13 protein-coding genes are annotated in these 16,794 nt (G+C 49.4%); 3 read left to right on the top strand and 10 right to left on the bottom strand.

What is annotated here, in order from left to right; genetic code table 11:
* Positions 1 to 4: 4 nt before the first annotated feature.
* Both msrA and KNO92_RS01825 read right to left on the bottom strand, forming a co-directional pair.
* Entirely contained in the window at positions 5 to 955 is a 951-nt protein-coding gene (msrA, locus tag KNO92_RS01820; RefSeq protein WP_214759881.1) for a peptide-methionine (S)-S-oxide reductase MsrA, read from the bottom strand.
* A gap of 82 nt (positions 956 to 1,037) precedes the next feature.
* A complete protein-coding gene (locus KNO92_RS01825; protein WP_031422036.1) occupies positions 1,038 to 1,220 on the bottom strand; it encodes a hypothetical protein in 183 nt (60 codons plus the stop codon).
* Between the two features lie 224 nt (positions 1,221 to 1,444).
* Between KNO92_RS01825 and KNO92_RS01830 the strand changes: the two genes are divergently transcribed.
* Entirely contained in the window at positions 1,445 to 2,521 is a 1,077-nt protein-coding gene (locus tag KNO92_RS01830) for a diguanylate cyclase (RefSeq protein WP_214759882.1), read from the top strand.
* 128 nt (positions 2,522 to 2,649) lie between these two features.
* Positions 2,650 to 3,174, top strand: coding sequence for a hypothetical protein (locus KNO92_RS01835; RefSeq protein WP_074035604.1), 525 nt, complete (start codon positions 2,650 to 2,652; stop codon positions 3,172 to 3,174).
* 261 nt (positions 3,175 to 3,435) lie between these two features.
* Here KNO92_RS01835 and cydC read toward each other — a convergent pair whose 3' ends face one another.
* The 8 genes from cydC to arcA form a co-directional block, all read right to left on the bottom strand.
* On the bottom strand, positions 3,436 to 5,151 hold the full coding sequence (gene cydC, locus KNO92_RS01840) for a thiol reductant ABC exporter subunit CydC (RefSeq protein WP_214759883.1): 1,716 nt from the start codon (positions 5,149 to 5,151) through the stop codon (positions 3,436 to 3,438).
* The gene (gene cydD / locus KNO92_RS01845; RefSeq protein WP_214759884.1) at positions 5,148 to 6,872 is read right to left on the bottom strand and encodes a thiol reductant ABC exporter subunit CydD; all 1,725 of its coding nucleotides are present in this window, start codon (positions 6,870 to 6,872) and stop codon (positions 5,148 to 5,150) included. The genes cydC and cydD overlap by 4 nt, the downstream gene beginning before the upstream one ends.
* 122 nt (positions 6,873 to 6,994) lie before the next feature.
* On the bottom strand, positions 6,995 to 7,684 hold the full coding sequence (locus KNO92_RS01850) for a Crp/Fnr family transcriptional regulator (RefSeq protein WP_214759886.1): 690 nt from the start codon (positions 7,682 to 7,684) through the stop codon (positions 6,995 to 6,997).
* 112 nt (positions 7,685 to 7,796) lie between these two features.
* On the bottom strand, positions 7,797 to 10,139 hold the full coding sequence (locus tag KNO92_RS01855) for a glycoside hydrolase family 31 protein (protein ID WP_214759887.1): 2,343 nt from the start codon (positions 10,137 to 10,139) through the stop codon (positions 7,797 to 7,799).
* Positions 10,140 to 10,300: 161 nt separating this feature from the next.
* Positions 10,301 to 11,263 carry a carbamate kinase gene (gene arcC / locus KNO92_RS01860; RefSeq protein WP_214759888.1) on the bottom strand — a complete coding sequence of 321 codons (963 nt, stop codon included), beginning with the start codon at positions 11,261 to 11,263 and terminating at the stop codon, positions 10,301 to 10,303.
* A gap of 14 nt (positions 11,264 to 11,277) precedes the next feature.
* Positions 11,278 to 12,753 carry an arginine-ornithine antiporter gene (gene arcD, locus KNO92_RS01865; protein ID WP_214759889.1) on the bottom strand — a complete coding sequence of 492 codons (1,476 nt, stop codon included), beginning with the start codon at positions 12,751 to 12,753 and terminating at the stop codon, positions 11,278 to 11,280.
* A gap of 54 nt (positions 12,754 to 12,807) precedes the next feature.
* Positions 12,808 to 13,836 carry an ornithine carbamoyltransferase gene (argF, locus tag KNO92_RS01870; RefSeq protein ID WP_214759890.1) on the bottom strand — a complete coding sequence of 343 codons (1,029 nt, stop codon included), beginning with the start codon at positions 13,834 to 13,836 and terminating at the stop codon, positions 12,808 to 12,810.
* 21 nt (positions 13,837 to 13,857) lie between these two features.
* Positions 13,858 to 15,087 (bottom strand): arginine deiminase, encoded by a 1,230-nt coding sequence (gene arcA, locus KNO92_RS01875; protein ID WP_214695125.1) that lies wholly within the window; start codon positions 15,085 to 15,087, stop codon positions 13,858 to 13,860.
* Between the two features lie 304 nt (positions 15,088 to 15,391).
* On the opposite strand from arcA, the gene mgtE reads away from it, so the two are divergent.
* Positions 15,392 to 16,750 carry a magnesium transporter gene (mgtE, locus tag KNO92_RS01880; RefSeq protein ID WP_214694844.1) on the top strand — a complete coding sequence of 453 codons (1,359 nt, stop codon included), beginning with the start codon at positions 15,392 to 15,394 and terminating at the stop codon, positions 16,748 to 16,750.
* Positions 16,751 to 16,794 lie beyond the last annotated feature (44 nt).

Consider the following 16,794-nt stretch of genomic DNA (forward strand, 5'->3'; position numbering starts at 1 on the left):
CCCTTCACTTGTTGAATAAGTGTTTATATTCCCCGTACCCAGCTTCCTCAAGCTTTTCTACAGGGATGAATTGGAGAGCGGCCGAGTTGATGCAATAGCGTAAACCGCCGAGCTCTTTCGGTCCGTCATCAAAGACGTGACCGAGGTGACTGTCACCTTGTTTTGAACGGACTTCCGTCCGCACCATATGGTGCGTCGTGTCCATGTTCAAATCGACTCGTTTCTCTTCAATCGGACGTGAGAAGCTCGGCCACCCACAGTTTGACTGGAACTTATCATGAGATGTGAACAGTGGCGTTCCATCGACGATGTCGACGTACAATCCTTCACGTTCTTCGTCCCAGTATTCATTTTGAAACGGCGGCTCTGTTCCGTTTTCTTGCGTGACTTTATATTGCATCGGCGTCAAACGCTCACGGAGTGCCTGTTGCTTCTTTCGATCACTCCAAGCTTCTTTAATGAATTTCGCACGACCAGACCCGACCCGATACATCTCGTAGCGGAACGGATTCTTTTTATAATAGTCCTGATGGTAATCTTCCGCTTCCCAGAACGTTTTCGCAGGGCGGATGTCGACTTCAATCGGACGATCAAATCGTCCGGAGTCTTCCACTTCTTGTTTCGAGCGCTCCGCTGCGTCCCTTTGTTCTTCTGAATGATAGAAGATGGCCGGACGATATGATTCGCCTCGGTCATTGAATTGTCCTCCACCATCTGTCGGGTCGATTTGACGCCAATAGATACGGAGCAACTCCTCATACGAGATGACCTCAGGGTCGAACGTGATCTCGACCGCCTCTAAATGTCCCGTCGTCTCTGAACAGACTTGTTGATACGTCGGGTTATCGACATGTCCTCCCGTGTATCCGGAAATGACACGTTCGACCCCCTCATATTTATGAAACGGTTTGACCATGCACCAAAAACAGCCTCCCGCAAATGTAGCTTTTGCCATAAAAAATCCCTCCTTACTTTGTAGTGTACCCAAAAAAGTCGCAAGACAACAAAAAACGAGAACCACAAAATGTGTTCTCGTTTTAGTCTTCTTCGACTTGGTTCACATGACGCATCACTAAAAATAAGATGACTCCTACAATCGCAGCCCCTAAAAGCGTCAACACCATGTTATCTCTAGCCGATAAAGTATAAAAGATCGCTAATCCAATCAAAATGAGCGCAATCGGAATAAACGCTCGCTTAAAATGATCCCAGTAACGCACGGACAGTCCTCCTTTTCTCTTATCATACCAAACTTTCGATTTTCGATAACGAAAGTTCTAAAAGTTGAAACATGTCTGTGAAACCGAAAAGGAATGATTGGGATTTAACTTGAATTCTAATCAGAAGTACTTATATTTTTGGTCGCAGGTTAATCCTACCTGTTTCCGACAAGATGATTTATACTAAAACTAAATATTTCCATACAGGATAAGGAGGAGCTTCGATGCTCACAATCGTCAATGCATTCTTTATCAACCTGTGTATCTTGTTCACGCTCTTCACGATTTCCTTTTTACCGTTCCGTAATCGCCCTCGTCTGACACCACAATCTCCGTTAAAGGGCAGAGTCTTGCTCGGTGTACAGACTGGATTGATTGCTCTACTCCTCTTAGGCAACGCTTTGCCACTTGAAGGCGTACTGATTGACTTACGTGCCATCCCAATTATGCTTGCCGTTCTATTCGGTGGGTGGGTGAGCGGTGCCGTCGCCGGAATCATTTTATTAACCGGCCGATTTATCGTTGTACTCTTAACCGACGGCGCCATGATTGGCCTATATCTTGCTATTGCGACAATGGTTATACTAGTCGGAACGACAGGCATTTTACGGAAACGTTTGAATAACACGCGTTCTACCCTACTTATTTTTACAACTATCAGCATCGCCATCTTCGGGGCAGCCATCTATGCTGCACTGCCGCTCAATCTATTCTATCCCGTCCTAATCGTCTACACGTTAATGTCTTATGGTGGAGCTTGTGCCGCCTATCGGTTATTGCTCGAATTGCGCCGTCACTTTGAGAACGTCCAACATCAACAACAGCTTGCGCGTACAGATGCGCTCACCGGAATTGCCAACCGTCGCCTGTTGAATGAAGCGATGGCCAACTTGACGGTCGAAGCAGAAGAATATGCGTTAATCTTAGTCGATATTGATCACTTTAAACGAGTGAACGACACGTACGGGCACGACGTCGGTGATGACGTGTTACGTGAACTCGGTATGCTGCTCGTCAACGAAAGTGAAGAGCGACATCTGGTCGGTCGCTTCGGTGGAGAAGAATTTTTAATCGTCATGCCACACGCTACGCGGGATGAAGTGTCTCGCCTCGCAGAATCTATCCGAGAAAAGGTTTCGTCGTTCCCGTTCGAAACGAGCGCAGGTACGCTACACATCACCGTTTCACTAGGAGCCTGCCATTCGAACGATATTGAAATCGACAGTGTATTGAAGCACGCAGACGAAGCGTTATATCACGCAAAAGAGTCTGGACGAAATCGCTTCATCTTAGCTTCTTAATCGATTGAACACTTCACACTTGGGCATGTTTTCTCGCTTTACTTTCTCGAAACGAATCGTTAAACTAGGCTAGACTTTGGTTCAGGTTGGTACATCAGGATTTATTCAGAAAAGGGGAAACATCGTCCATGTCAGTTTTGTTATCTTTGTTTGGAATTATGTTTATCAGCTCGTTCGCGATTGACTATAAACGTGGGAAGACGCTTCAACAATCGGCACTCGGGGGAATTCGTTCGATTCAACAAAACTTATGGATTTTCTTCCGTACGTCGCTCTCGATGATGATCGTCATCGGCCCACTCTTACTCATTTCAGGACTCGTGTTCTCAGATTTAGTGGCATTTAACACCGTCCCATCTTTCTTGATTGCCGTACTCAGTATCGGTTTTGCCGAACGGATCATCGGAATGACGGTCGCACCATTGATTCGTACGTTCTGGCATCAGCGAGGTCGTCTCATGCCACTTTATTTAGACGCTGCTCTTTACGTATTCTTGCTATCGATTCTCGTCTTAGAGTTTTTGATGAACATTCCTGGAATCGACCTCCAGTCACCGTTCATCGCGCTATTTTATGCGTTCGCGCTCTTCTTCACGAGATACTTGTTCAGTCTCATTCGATTCACGGTTCAAAAAGGCGTGGCCTCGAACTAATTTGAGACCCCATCCATACGTGTTCGCACGTATGGATATTTTTTTCGGTATTCTCATTGACAATGAGAATCGTTATCAACTATACTCTAGATGTAGCTTCCTAAAAGCTTGACGTGCACGTTCCCCAAACCAACCACGTCACGTGGATTCCCCTCCACGACACTCTTTTTGAAAGCATTGCTGCGACAACCCCCATTTGTTGCACCCATATTTGCCAAAAACAAGACGAGCAGCCCACCGACGGGGCTGCTCGTCTTTTTGTTATGCGAACACTTCTTGTTCGATTTGTTTCAATTCGTAGAACATGCCACGTTTCATCATCAATTCCTCATATGATCCCACTTCAACGATTCGTCCGGCTTCCATCACGATGATTTGATCGAAGGCTTCGAGTCCCGTCAAGCGATGACTGACAAGGATGAGCGTCCCTGCCCCAGCCTGATTCACTAGTTCAGAAAAGACATGCGCTTCCGTTCCTGCATCAAGCGCTGAAGTAGGTTCATCGAGCAACCAGATCAGCCCGTTTTTGAGAAGGGCTCGTGCAATCGCTAACCGTTGACGTTCTCCACCTGACAAGTTCGCTCCTTTCTCAAGGACCGGCTCATCGAGTGAAAACGATAAACGGACACGTTCAAGCGCCACAAGCATCTCTTCATCGGTAAAGTCACCAGCCAGTGCCAGGTTCTCCCGTACGGTTCCGTAAAAGAAGTGATTGTCTTGCAAGACGACACTCGCATGTTGCCAGATCGCAGTCTGTTTCATGTCATTCAAGTTGTCTTGATCGAGTCGGATCGTCCCGTCTTCTGTCCGGACAAATGCCAACAACAGTTGGAGCAACGTCGACTTCCCAGAGCCGCTCGGTCCAACGATGACCGTCTTCGAACCGCTCGGGATGTGTAACGACACATCGTCAATCACGTCCCGATACGTATCCGGATAGCGATAACGAACATGCTCAAATGAGATGGATGGCGATGCCGTGAACGTCACATCCTGACGTTTCGCTTCGAGCGCCTCAATCGTTTCACTCGGCTCCATCACTTCAAATAATCGATCGGCGGCTTGTTTGCTGTCTGCAAAGTGTCCCGGGAATACAGCCATCGGTGTCGTGTTCTCAAACGCTGTGAGCGACATCATGATGAGCATCGCCAAGAAGAGCCCGTTCAAATCTCCATCTACGACTTGATAGGCACCGATTGCCAAGACGCCCCATGAAACGAGTAAAGAGGCGGCGACGACGAGCGCGGAGTTGAAAAATTGGTTCGTCGCATCTTTCCGCTCCGCTTCCATGTAGCGTTCGCTGCGCGAATAGACGGCTTGCTTCGTACGGTCGAGTTGATGATGTAGTTTTAAATCTCGATATCCGTACATCATCTCGGTCAACTGAATCGATACATCCCCGCGCAATGCACGAATCGTCTCGTCATGACGAGCGCGAATTCGAGCAAATCCGAGTGGAATCAAAAATCCGGTGACGAGCACACCGAGTAAGATCCATAGACTGACCGCGAACGAGAAGAACGTCACAAAGAAGATCGTACTTAAGAACACGAGCACGAGTATAATCGGCGGATAGAATACGCGGAGAAAATAGTTTTGTAGGCTCTCCACATCTCCGACGACACGTGCAAGCAAATCCCCACTCCGATATTTCGCAAAAATCGAGGGGACGAGCGGTTCAAGTTGTCGATAAAAGCGGACACGCAGCTCGCTCAATATCGTAAACGTCGCCCGGTGTGACGCGAGGCGCTCCCGATAACGACTTCCTGCCCGAATGACTCCGAACAGTTTGATGAGAACGACGGGTACCATGAGTGCATACAGTGGCGGAACAAGCCCTGCCCTTGAGACGAGGTATCCGCTTGCTGCAAACAGGGCGACCGCCGCAATCCCGGCTGCATATCCAAAGAAGATGGAGAGAAGGATATCTTTCTTCTCGCGTATCATCCATTTTGTAATCGTCCAAAGCGAGTTCATCGGCTCACCCCTTTCTGAAGCGCAAACAGTTCCGCATACTCTGGGACGGCGAGCAACGCGTCATGCGTCCCTTCTGCGATTCGCTTCCCATCCTCCATAAACCAAATCATATCTGCCTCTTTGATTGTATGCAGACGGTGTGCCACCGTGATCAACGTTGCCTCTTTCGACAACTCAGCGATTGAACGTCTCACAATCTGCTCGGTCTTCAAATCGAGACCGGTCGTCGGCTCATCGAATAAAAGGATTCCTGGTCGTTTAAAGAAGGCCCGGGCGAGCGCGAGACGTTGTCGTTCCCCACCCGATAGACCAAATCCACCTTCTCCAAGTTCCGTCCAAATCCCGTTCGGTAATTGATCAATCACCTCAGACAGTCCTGCCGCATCGACCGCTTCCCGTAATGCGAGCTCATCAGTCTCTTCGCCTAAGGAGATGTTATCGGCAAGTGTCCCTGCGAATAGATAAGGGGTTTGTGAGATATAGGAAATGTTTCCGTACCAGGCAGACTCGTCAAACGACTGAAGTGGTTCACTATCCACGAGGACACGTCCCGATTTCACCTGTAGCAGTCCGGAGATGACATTCAGTACTGTCGTCTTCCCGGAACCGCTCGCACCAACTAAGGCCAGGTGAGTGCCGGACGGAATCCGACCGCTCAACGGTTGAAGCGCAAAGCGTCCGCCTGCATATTCGAAGGTGACGTCTTCGAGTTCAAGGTTTGGTGTTCGTGAACCAAGTGACTTCGTTCCCCATTCGATGCGGTCATCGGGGGCGTCTAATACCTCAAAAATTCGGTCGGCTGCGCCCATACTTCCACGCCCTGTATGGAAGGCACTTCCTAAATCTTTAATCGCCAAATAATACTCTGGCGCCAATACGAGAATCAAAAAGCCAGAGAAGAACGTGAGGTTCTCCCAGACGACCATTTGTAAGGCGACTTCTAACGCGACGACACCGGTACTGAGCATCGAGATGAACTCGAGCATAAGTCCCGATAAGAACGCCGTCTTTAAAACGACCATCGTCGCATCTCGAAAGTCGAGGCTGCTCTTCTCAATCGCCTTCGCTTCTTGCTCCGTGCGATTGTAAAGCTTGAGCGTCGTCAATCCTTGTAAGACATCTAAAAACTTACCGGAAAATTGATTCATCTTCTCCATCTGTTCTTCTGATTTTTTCTGGGTCGCAATCCCAATGATGATGAAGAACAGTGGAATGAACGGTGCAGTGACCATCATGATGACTCCTGAAATCCAGTGTTGGCTGAAGACGACAACCAAAATGAGGAGCGGGATGATCGATGTTTGGATGACTTGCGGCCAATATTGACTGAAGTAAGCGTCCACCTCGTCGACAGCATCCATGAACACACTGACCTTTTTACCTGATTGTCCTGTCAAAGATGACTCGACCGGACTCGTGGCGTACCGTTCCAACAGTTGAAGGCGTAACGTCTGTTTCGCCTTTACGGATAAACTCGCACCGATGCGTCCTGACACGTATCCAAAAAGCGCTCGTGCCAATAAGGCAACGACGAGCCATAGCAAAGCCGGAAGGATGGCTTCGAATGATTCATCCTTTAAAAAGATTCGGTCGACGATGTCGACGATTAAATACGCTTGCGCCAAAATCGATAGTCCAATCATGACCGCGGATAACACGAGTCCGATGATGTGACCCCTTTCGGCGAAAGCAAGGGCTTGCAGTCGTTTCACTGCATTCATCCTTTCTCTATTTACAATTCCATTGCTTTGTGAGATTCATCACTAATTATACAATATGCCACGTGTTGAAGCGAACGCTCCGCTCGTACGAACATGTAAAAGACGCCCTCATCCGAGTGGCGTCAGTCGATGTCTTGTTCAAAATATTCAGGATGCCCGATCACAAGTTGATGGGCGTCGATGCGAAGTATCTCTTCTTTTCGAAGCTTGGCTAAAATCGTCGAGACCGTCTCCCTAGACGTACCGGACAGACGAGAAAGTTCGATTGCGGTGAATGGGCATCGGACGCGAACACCTTGTTCGTCCGGTTCCCCTAAATCTTCAATCAAGAAATGGAGCGTATTGATGACACGCTCTTTCGCACTCGGCGTGATGATTTCTTGGACACGCCTTTCATGCAAATCAAGAATACGATTCATCTGGCCAATGATATAGAGCAGCATGCTCGACTGCGTGGACACGAACCGCTCAAAGCGATCCGTCGGGATGTAGATGACCTCAATGTCCGTCACCGCTTCAGCCGTATGACGATAGTCTTCCCCTGTGAATAAACCGTTGTATGGGAAAAATTGATTCGGTTTCACGTAATCGGCGTAATGATGGGTCGCATTCTCATTCATCCGTTCGAGTTTGATATAACCGCTCATCAAGAAATACACACGCTCACGCGGATCCCCTTCCAAGAACAACAGTTGTCCTTTCCGATACGTCCGGCAATAGACGTGCAGAATCAACTGTTCAAGTGCTCGACTCGGACATGTCTCAAACAGCGTCAACTGCCGTAAATCGTCAATCGTCCACATGTGTCGCATGTTCATCCCCTCATTTCTATTCTTCTATCTTCAGTATAGTGGGATTTTTATTGAAAGCGCTTTCTAAATCCAACAGTTTTCTGACATGACAAAAGGGGGTCTCCCCCCTTTTTCAGTCCAACATCAGTTCCAATAGCGCGTCCTGTAAATCACGATCGAGCTCTAACGCATGGAGGTCAAACAGCCATGCCTCGAGACGCGTCTTCGTGGTCGCCATCTGATACAGACGATCTTTTAAGTCATAAGCGATTTCGGCGCGGTCTAAGAACCGATAGAGACGGTCGAGTCGATGTGCGTTTTGTGTCAGATCGACCGGAAGCGTCACGGTCTGCTCCCGTTTCCATTCACCGAGTGGGATGTGTAACGTCTGCGTCTCCGCATCATAGTCCCCTTCTCCGACGACCCCCCGGACAAGAATCGTCAACGTCCGATTCGCCGGGACGAGTGTCAAATCACCTGATGTCTCGATGTGAAGCGTACGCGCTTCCCAATCGAGCGTGAACGTCGTTTCGAGTGACGCCCCCGTCTCATAATCACGGCTTTCCCCGTCATCTTCGTACATCGTGAACGTGTTCGAGGCACCTGGAAAGACGAGTACTTCTAGCTCGCTCGGGTTCCCCGTTTCGTTCGCATGCGGTTCATGCGGCATCATTGGAATGATGGCACCCGCTTTGGCGAAGACCGGTTGCCCTTCGAGTCCACGGAACACACGAATCGACTTGTCGCCTTCATAACGATGACCCGTGAAGAAATCGAACCATTGCCCTTTCGGCAACCACACGTTCGCACCCGCGACATGGAGCTGTCGGTCCATTGGTGTGACAATCGGGGAGACGATGAGTTCACTTCCGAAATAAAACTGATTCGGCACCTGATAAGCCGCTTCATCATCGGGATGTTCGATATACATCGGTAACACGAGTGGCAACGCTTCTGCATGGTTCCGATAGTTCATCGTATACAAATAAGGAATGAGTTGATGACGCAGGCGTAAGAATCGCTTCATCGACTGTTCGGCTTCGATTCCGAAACGCCAAGGCTCTTTTCCGTTGAACGTGCTGAACGTCGAGTGGAGGCGCATGATTGGACTGAACACTCCGTATGCGACCCAACGTGCCGCGAGCTCATCGTCTTTTTTACCACGATGATGCCCTCCGATGTCATGACTCCACCATCCATAACCAATGTTCGTCGCTGTTGCCGTGAAATACGGCTGGAAGGCGAGTGATGCCCAAGAGATGATTGTGTCCCCTGAGAATCCGACCGGGTAACGGTGGCTCCCTGGCCCAGCGTAACGAGAAAAAATGAGCGGGCGTTTGCCGTCACGGGCGATATCGATGGCATGATAATGATTTAACATCCATAACGGATCGAGTCCTTCCATCTTCGACGTCGACCCTTGTTGCCAGTCGATCCACCAAAAATCAACGCCGTCTGCTTCATGCGGGTGATGCATCTGTTCGAAATACGCTTGAATGAATCGCTTGTCCGAAAAATCGAACGGGATTCGGTCACCCGATTCCGGATCGACCCCCATCGCCTCAGCCATCGCCGCATACTGGTCTTCAAACGCACGGACCCCGTCAGCGGGGTGTAAGTTCAATGTCACCATCATCCCCTCGTCTTTTAACCATTTGAGGAATCGCTTCGGTTCAGGGAATAAGTTTCTATTCCACGAATAGCCCGTCCAGCCACTCCCATACTCTTCCGGGATGTCTGTCACGTGCCAGTCCATATCGATGACGCTGACCGAGAACGGGACGTCTTCGGATTTGAAGCGGCGCATCAGCGCCTTATATTCTTTTTCGTCGTATCGCCAGTAGCGACTCCACCAGTTTCCGAGCGCTTTACGAGGAAGCATCGGCGTCGGGCCCGTCAACGTGTAAAAATCTCGAAGTGCCTGTTTATAGTCATGGCCATATCCGAAGTAGTAAATGTCATGAATTCCTTTTCGTCTCGGCTCGACGAAGCAATCATCCGTCATCAAAAACGAGGACGAATCATCAATGATCGCATACCCTTGTTTCGAAAGGATCCCTTCTTCTAACTCCGTCGCCCCGTCCACATGGTCGAGCGTCCGCGCCGTCCCTTTCAGCGTCCGCTCGGGACCGTTGAACATGTAGCGGCTGTAATACGTACTGAAGTTCCCTTTCACGTCCACATAGAGCGTGTTCGGTGCGAACGGTCCTTTCGTATAATATAAGTGAACGTGTTCCGTGATGATTTGGAGCTCTGCCTCATCTTCAATCACTCGAAATTGTGGAACGTCAAATTCTCGATTCCACGCCACTTGGGTGGCACGGTCTTCAAAAATCCCGTCTTCTGCATACTCCATCCGAATTAACTGACTCGTCAATACGGTGAAGCGATAACAGCTTCCTTGCACGATTGCCTCTTCTCTTGCTTTCGGTCTCATCCATGACTGATATACATGATTTTCTTCGAATAGGCGCATACACTCGAGCGTTTCCGCTCTCCGTCACTTCCTTCCTGAAATTAGTGCAAACGTTTACACTGAATATGATAGCAATCTCATTTTTGGCATACAACATTCCTTCCCCTTGAATCGGGACAGAAAACAAAAAGTCGCAAACGTTTCACGTTTGCGACACATTCTTATTGTTGGAGGGATGGAGCCAAACGGACGCGTGTTCCGGCATCCCCATAAATGGCAGCTAGCGCCTGGTCGAGTGACGTGATGATGGCGACCCGGTTCGTGCCGGATTCTGCGAACTGTAGTGCCGCTCTTACTTTTGGTAACATGCTGCCTGGAGCGAACTGTCCTTCGGCGATATACGTCTCCATCTGTTCTTTTGAGGTCTCCTGGAGCGCCGTCTCATCTGGCTTCCCGAAGTTGACATACACATGTTCGACCGCAGTCAGGATGAGCAATACGTCTGCGTTGACGAGGTCCGCGAGTTTTGCAGCCGCAAAGTCTTTATCGATGACCGCCTCGATTCCGACATACCCTTCAGTCGTCTCCATGACCGGAATACCACCGCCACCGGAGGCGACGACGATGTGCCCCGCTTCAACGAGCGTTCGGATGACGGCGTGTTCCGCGATTTTCATCGGGACCGGGCTCGGGACGACACGACGGTATCCACGACCTGCATCTTCTTTGAATACGTAACCCGTCGTCCGTTCGAGATGAAGTGCCTCTTCTTCCGTATAAAACGGACCGATCGGCTTCGATGGATGATGAAACGCACTATCATTCGGATCGACCACGCTTCGTGTGACGAGCGAAGCCACATCTCGTTCAAGACCGCGCGCACGCAGTGCTTTCGTCAGCGCATTTTCAAACCAGTATCCAATCATTCCTTGCGTCATCGCACCACATACATCAAGGGGCATCGCCGGCGTAGCCGGACTGTCTGATGCGGCTTGTTGTAACATTAAATTTCCGACTTGCGGACCGTTCCCGTGTGTGATGATGACGTCGACCCCTTCTGCAATCAGTGCTGCGAGAGATTCTGCCGTCGCCTCGACCGCTCGCATTTGTGCTTCCGCTGTCGCATCTTTACCTTGTTGAATCGCATTTCCGCCTAGGGCGATGACCACACGTTTTTTCTCCATATCGATACCCCCGATCAGATGACTGAGATATTACCAGATAGTATGCGTACGACTGCGAAAATGGCGAGTGCGGTCAACACTCCGGCGACCAACCATTCCGTTTTGTTGAGTGACTTGATGCCATTTTCACGTTGCGCTTTCATGTAGAGAAGTGTTCCTGGTGCGTATAGAAGGGTCGTGAGCAGTAAATAATCGATTCCTGCCGCATAGATGAGCCACAATCCGTAAATGGAAGCGACCAATCCAATCGTCAAATCGCGTGTTCTCCGTTCACCGGCGCTATAACCGATTCCATTTTTCGATACCTTCACTTGGTAAAATGCCGAGAATACATACGGGATCAAAATGGCACTTGAAGCGAGGGAGAACGCAAAATTATAGGCGGCATCTGAAATCAAGAAGGTAAAGAGGAAGAGCTGGATCAACCCGTTTGTTAACCAAAGTGCGTTGACAGGTGCCTGATTTTTATTCTCTTTCGTGAACCATTTCGGGAACACACCGTCTTTCGCAGCAACAAACGGAATCTCAGCCGCGAGGAGCGTCCAACCGAGCCATGCCCCGAGTACGGAAATGACGAGTCCACCGTTGATGAGCATTGCGCCCCAAGGACCGACTGCCGACTCGAGCAAGTAAGCCATCGCCGGTTGCGAGGCGTTCGCTACGTTTTCCGGTGTCATGAGGCCGAGCGACATGACAGAGATGAGCAGATAGATGACGAGTGTCCCGAGTAACCCGATGACAGTTGCCTTTCCGACGTCAGAACGCTTCCGAGCACGACCCGAGAGAACGACTGCCCCCTCGACACCGATGAATACCCACAGCGTGACAAGCATCGTCGAGACGACCTGGTCGCGAACACTTCCCCATGAGAAGCCGCCTTGTCCCCAAAAATCGAAGGTGAAGTTTTCGAGATTGAAGAAGAACAACGTAATCGTAATGAATGCAAAAATCGGAACGAGCTTGGCAATCGTGGTGACAATGTTGATCATCGACGCCTCATGCACCCCACGAAGAATGAGCGTGTGTACGAGCCAGAGCATGATGGAGGCCCCGACGATGGAGGCAATATTTTGTCCCCCTTCAAAAACCGGGAAGAAATAGCCGACCGAACTGAACAGCAGTGTGGCATACGCCACGTTTCCGAGCCAGGCAGATAACCAGTATCCCCAGGCCGAGTTGAATCCGACGAACGAACCGAAACCGGCACGGGCATAGCTATAGACACCACCATCCAAATCAGGGCGGCGCATCGTCAGATTTTGAAAACTGAGACCGAGCGCGATAATCCCGATTCCCGTGATGACCCACCCGATGAGAATGGCACCCGCGTTCGCGCCTTGCGCTAAATCGGCGGCCAAGTTGAAGGCGCCACCGCCAATCATCGATCCAACGACAAGTGCCGTCAACGCTCCGAGACCTAATCGCTTGTCTTGCTTGTCAGGATGTACTCCAGCCGAACCACCTGAGTCATGCTCCAACTTCGTAGACATTCTACTCATCCCTTTCGCTTATTTTGAAACGGGAGGGGAAGTTCCCCTCCGCCGTCAACGTTCAAGCCATTCGCGTGTCTCCGTGAGCGTTGCCGCCATTACCGCCTTGATCGTATGCATCCGGTTTTCCGCTTCATCAAATACGAACGAGTGACGACTGCGGAACACCTCATCAGTCACTTCCATTTCTGTCAATCCGTACTGTTCATGAATCGCCCGACCGACCTCTGTCTCTAAGTCGTGGAAGGCAGGGAGGCAGTGTAAGAACATGATGTCCGGGTTGCCGCTCTTTTGAAGCATATCCATGTTCACTTGATATGGTCGCAACAATTCGATCCGTTCTGCGAAGGCCGCCTCTTCGCCCATCGACACCCATACATCCGTGTAGACGACGTCTGCCTGGTCCATCGCTTCTTCAATGCTCTCCGTCAATGTGATAACAGCGCCTGTTTCAGCAGCAACCGATTTCGCATAATTAACGATTTCGTCAGATGGCCAAAGTGATTTCGGTGCGCAAATCCGCATATCCATCCCTACTTTTGCGCCACCGATCAATAGCGTGTTCCCCATGTTGTTCCGGCCGTCGCCGACGTACACGAATTTGATTCCGGCCAATTTTCCTTTTTGTTCTTTCACCGTCAAGAAGTCGGCCAAGATTTGTGTCGGATGATAGAGGTCGGTCAATCCGTTCCAAACCGGTACCCCTGCATCTTTCGCGAGACCTTCGACCGTCTCGTGGGCGAACCCTCGAAATTGAATGCCGTCAAACATGCGCCCGAGGACGATGGCCGTATCGCGCACCGATTCTTTCTTCCCAAACTGGATATCATTTTTGCCTAAATATTCAGGATGCATCCCTAAGTCGATTGCGGCGACCGTGAACGCACAACGCGTCCGCGTCGATGGTTTTTCAAAGAGTAAGGCAATGTTTTTGCCTTCACAAATCCGATGTGGGATGTCTTGTTTCTTTTGACGTTTGAATGCAGCAGACAAGTCGATCAAATAATTGATTTCTTCACCAGAAAACTCGTTTAACGATAAAAAGTGACGACCTTTCAAATCAAAATTGAACGTTGTAGACATACTGCTTCCTCCTTATCACATTTAGATGTCTTGGCGGATAATCGGACAACTCATGCAACGTGGACCCCCACGTCCGCGCGATAGTTCACTCGACATGATTTCAATCACTTCGACGCCTTCTTTACGGAGCAGTTCATTCGAGACGTAGTTCCGGTCATACGTGACCACGACACCCGGTGCGATGGCGAGCGTATTCGATCCATCGTTCCACTGTTCGCGTGCCGCTGCGATCGGGTCGCCGCCTCCACAAGGAATCAACGTCGCTTCCTGTAAGCCGAGGACGTCTTTTAACACGTTCAACAAATCACTGTGCTGCGTGATCTGCAATTCACCTTCTGCATTCAATGAAAGTTCGAAAATATTCATCTTTCCTTCCGGTCCTTGAATGAACGGATGGATGGTGAATTTATCATGGTCGACCATCGTAAAGACGGTATCGAGATGCATGAAGGCGCGTGATTTTGGAATTTCGATGGCGATGACTTTTTTGAAGCTGTCTCCATGTTTGAGCAAATTGAGGGCGACGCGTTCGATTCCTTGCGCAGTCGTTCGTTCAGAGATGCCGATGGCGACGACTTCTTTCGATAAGACAAGCTCATCCCCGCCCTCCATCGCAAATCGATAGTCGCGGTCTGACCAAATCGGAACATCATGTTTCGCAAAGCGTGGGTGATAGCGCATAATATATTGCGTGAAGAGTGATTCACGGCGACGTGCCGGTTCTTTCATTCGGTTGATAGAGAGACCATGACCGATTGCGGCGGCCGGATCTCGTGTGAAATAGAGGTTTGGCATAGGATCTAAAAAGAAGGGGTACGTATCTTCAATCATTTCGTGTAAATGTCGGCGTTTCTCCGGCTTGATCTCCGATTTTCGGATACCGGCCATCACCGTTTCAATCAACATCTCATTATCAAAATCCAGTAAATATTCTTTTAACGTTTCATAAGAGCCGTTGATATTTGATTTCGACTCCGATAAGATATCCGCGACAAACTTTTCGCGCACACCAGGGAGCGACAATGTCTCAGCCATTAATTTTTCGAGATAAAGGACTTCCACACCGCGATTTTGGAGCGCACTCGCAAAATAGTCGTGCTCTTTTTGAATGACCGGCAAATGGGGAATATCATCGAACAAGAGGCGTTCTAAATACTCCGGGGTGAGGTTTTCTAATTCCCTTCCCGGTCGTTTCAGTAATACCGTTTTTAATTCTCCAATTTCTGAATACACATGAATCGGATGTTTCAGCGTCGTATCTTGTGAAATCGGTTGATTCGTCATTGAGATCATCTCGCTTCCTCCTTGTGATTCGGGTGTGTGACTACCCTTACCTTATCACTTTACCAAATTTGCGAATGTCTAATCCGGCACTTCACCTGTTAGTGATTCCACATGGCTATGTATAAATGTTCACCTTTGTGAATGAACAAACAATGCATGAAAAATCGGCGCCCTGACAAGGGGAAATGAGATGTATGGATGATGAATACAATCCTTCTAAAAAATAAGGAAAACTTTTTTTGAAAAATGCGAAAGATCAGGATGTGAGCATATGAAAATAGAAGAAATGGAATACAACGAACATGAAGCGGCACTTCGCACATTGATTCAAAAGGGAGACCCGGTCGATTTTCAAGACCTCTTCCTCTCCCTCCACCCCGGTGAACAGGCTGATCATTTTATCGAACTCAATCAGCATGAGCGCGCGTTCGTATATCGAACAATCTCACCTGAAATATTTACTGACCTTTTTGAAAAACTGACGTTAGAAGAGCAATGTACATTCATCCAAGAAACGCCTCAGCCGTATGCTGTCCGGATTTTAAATGAGATGTATTCAGATAACGCCGCCGATTTGATGCGGGAGCTACCCGATGCGTTCATGGACACACTATTCGAGCAGATGGACGATATCGAGGAACAAGAAGTCAAAGATTTGATGCAATACCCGGAAGAGACGGCCGGGGCGCTCATGACGACCGAGTTCGTCGTCCTTCAAGCGAACAAGACCGTCGGACTGACTTTAGAAGAGTTGCGTGAACTCGGACCAGACGCTGAGACGATTTATTACTTATATGTGGTCGACCAAGCGCACCAACTGGTTGGTGTCGTCTCTTTACGTGATTTGATTGTCGCGCCGCTCGAGGCGAAAATCGAAGACATCATGGGTTTTCGTGTCATCTCGGCAAACGTCATGACCGACCAGGAAGACTTGGCTCGGATTGTCCAAAAGTATGATTTATTGGCCCTTCCTGTCATCGACGATCAGCAAAAGCTACTCGGCATCATCACAGTCGATGATGTGTTAGACGTCATCGAGCGCGAGACGACGGAAGACTTTGAAGAACTTTCCGCGACGAAGGGGTCGTCCGATATCAACATGAGTCCGTTCGAGGCGGCGAAAAAACGCGCCCCGTGGATTGTCAGCCTCATGTTTCTCGGGATGATTACGGCTTCGACAATCGGTGGTTTTGAAGAGACGCTTGAAACAATTGTGCTCCTCGCTGTCTTCATGCCACTTGTCATGGGGTCTGCCGGGAACGCAGCCACCCAGTCACTTGTCGTAGCTGTTCGTTCGATTGCGCTTGGCACAATCAATCGCAAGAACGTCATGAAGATGATTCGACGCGAGCTCGGGACGGGCATCATCTTAGGAATTGCTTGTATGATTGTCATTTTCGGGGTCATCACGATTCTTTATGACAACATGCTCATCGGCTTCATTGTCGGGGTCTCCATCTTTGCAGCACTCAGTGTCGCCACGATGATCGGCACGATTGTTCCGCTTCTCATCAATCGCCTGAAGTTAGACCCCGCTGTCGCATCCGGACCGTTCATTACGACGCTGATGGACAACCTCGGTCTCATCATCTATTTCACGGTCGCGACGTCCATGCTTCAGTTTTTATGACATTTATAAAAGTTCACACGAAAAAGCGGTGCTGATTTTGTCAG

Origin of the sequence: Exiguobacterium sp. s129, from assembly GCF_018617585.1 — a bacterium.
Classification (GTDB): domain Bacteria; phylum Bacillota; class Bacilli; order Exiguobacteriales; family Exiguobacteriaceae; genus Exiguobacterium; species Exiguobacterium aestuarii_A.

Bases quoted from the DNA above. Each gene is read 5' to 3' on its own strand.
- msrA (WP_214759881.1), bottom strand. From the start codon at position 955: ATGGCAAAAGCTACATTTGCGGGAGGCTGTTTTTGGTGCATGGTCAAA.
- KNO92_RS01830 (WP_214759882.1), top strand. From the start codon at position 1,445: ATGCTCACAATCGTCAATGCATTCTTTATCAACCTGTGTATCTTGTTC.
- KNO92_RS01835 (WP_074035604.1), top strand. From the start codon at position 2,650: ATGTCAGTTTTGTTATCTTTGTTTGGAATTATGTTTATCAGCTCGTTC.
- cydC (WP_214759883.1), bottom strand. From the start codon at position 5,151: ATGAACTCGCTTTGGACGATTACAAAATGGATGATACGCGAGAAGAAA.
- cydD (WP_214759884.1), bottom strand. From the start codon at position 6,872: ATGAATGCAGTGAAACGACTGCAAGCCCTTGCTTTCGCCGAAAGGGGT.
- KNO92_RS01850 (WP_214759886.1), bottom strand. From the start codon at position 7,684: ATGCGACACATGTGGACGATTGACGATTTACGGCAGTTGACGCTGTTT.
- KNO92_RS01855 (WP_214759887.1), bottom strand. From the start codon at position 10,139: ATGCGCCTATTCGAAGAAAATCATGTATATCAGTCATGGATGAGACCG.
- arcC (WP_214759888.1), bottom strand. From the start codon at position 11,263: ATGGAGAAAAAACGTGTGGTCATCGCCCTAGGCGGAAATGCGATTCAA.
- arcD (WP_214759889.1), bottom strand. From the start codon at position 12,753: ATGTCTACGAAGTTGGAGCATGACTCAGGTGGTTCGGCTGGAGTACAT.
- argF (WP_214759890.1), bottom strand. From the start codon at position 13,836: ATGTCTACAACGTTCAATTTTGATTTGAAAGGTCGTCACTTTTTATCG.
- mgtE (WP_214694844.1), top strand. From the start codon at position 15,392: ATGAAAATAGAAGAAATGGAATACAACGAACATGAAGCGGCACTTCGC.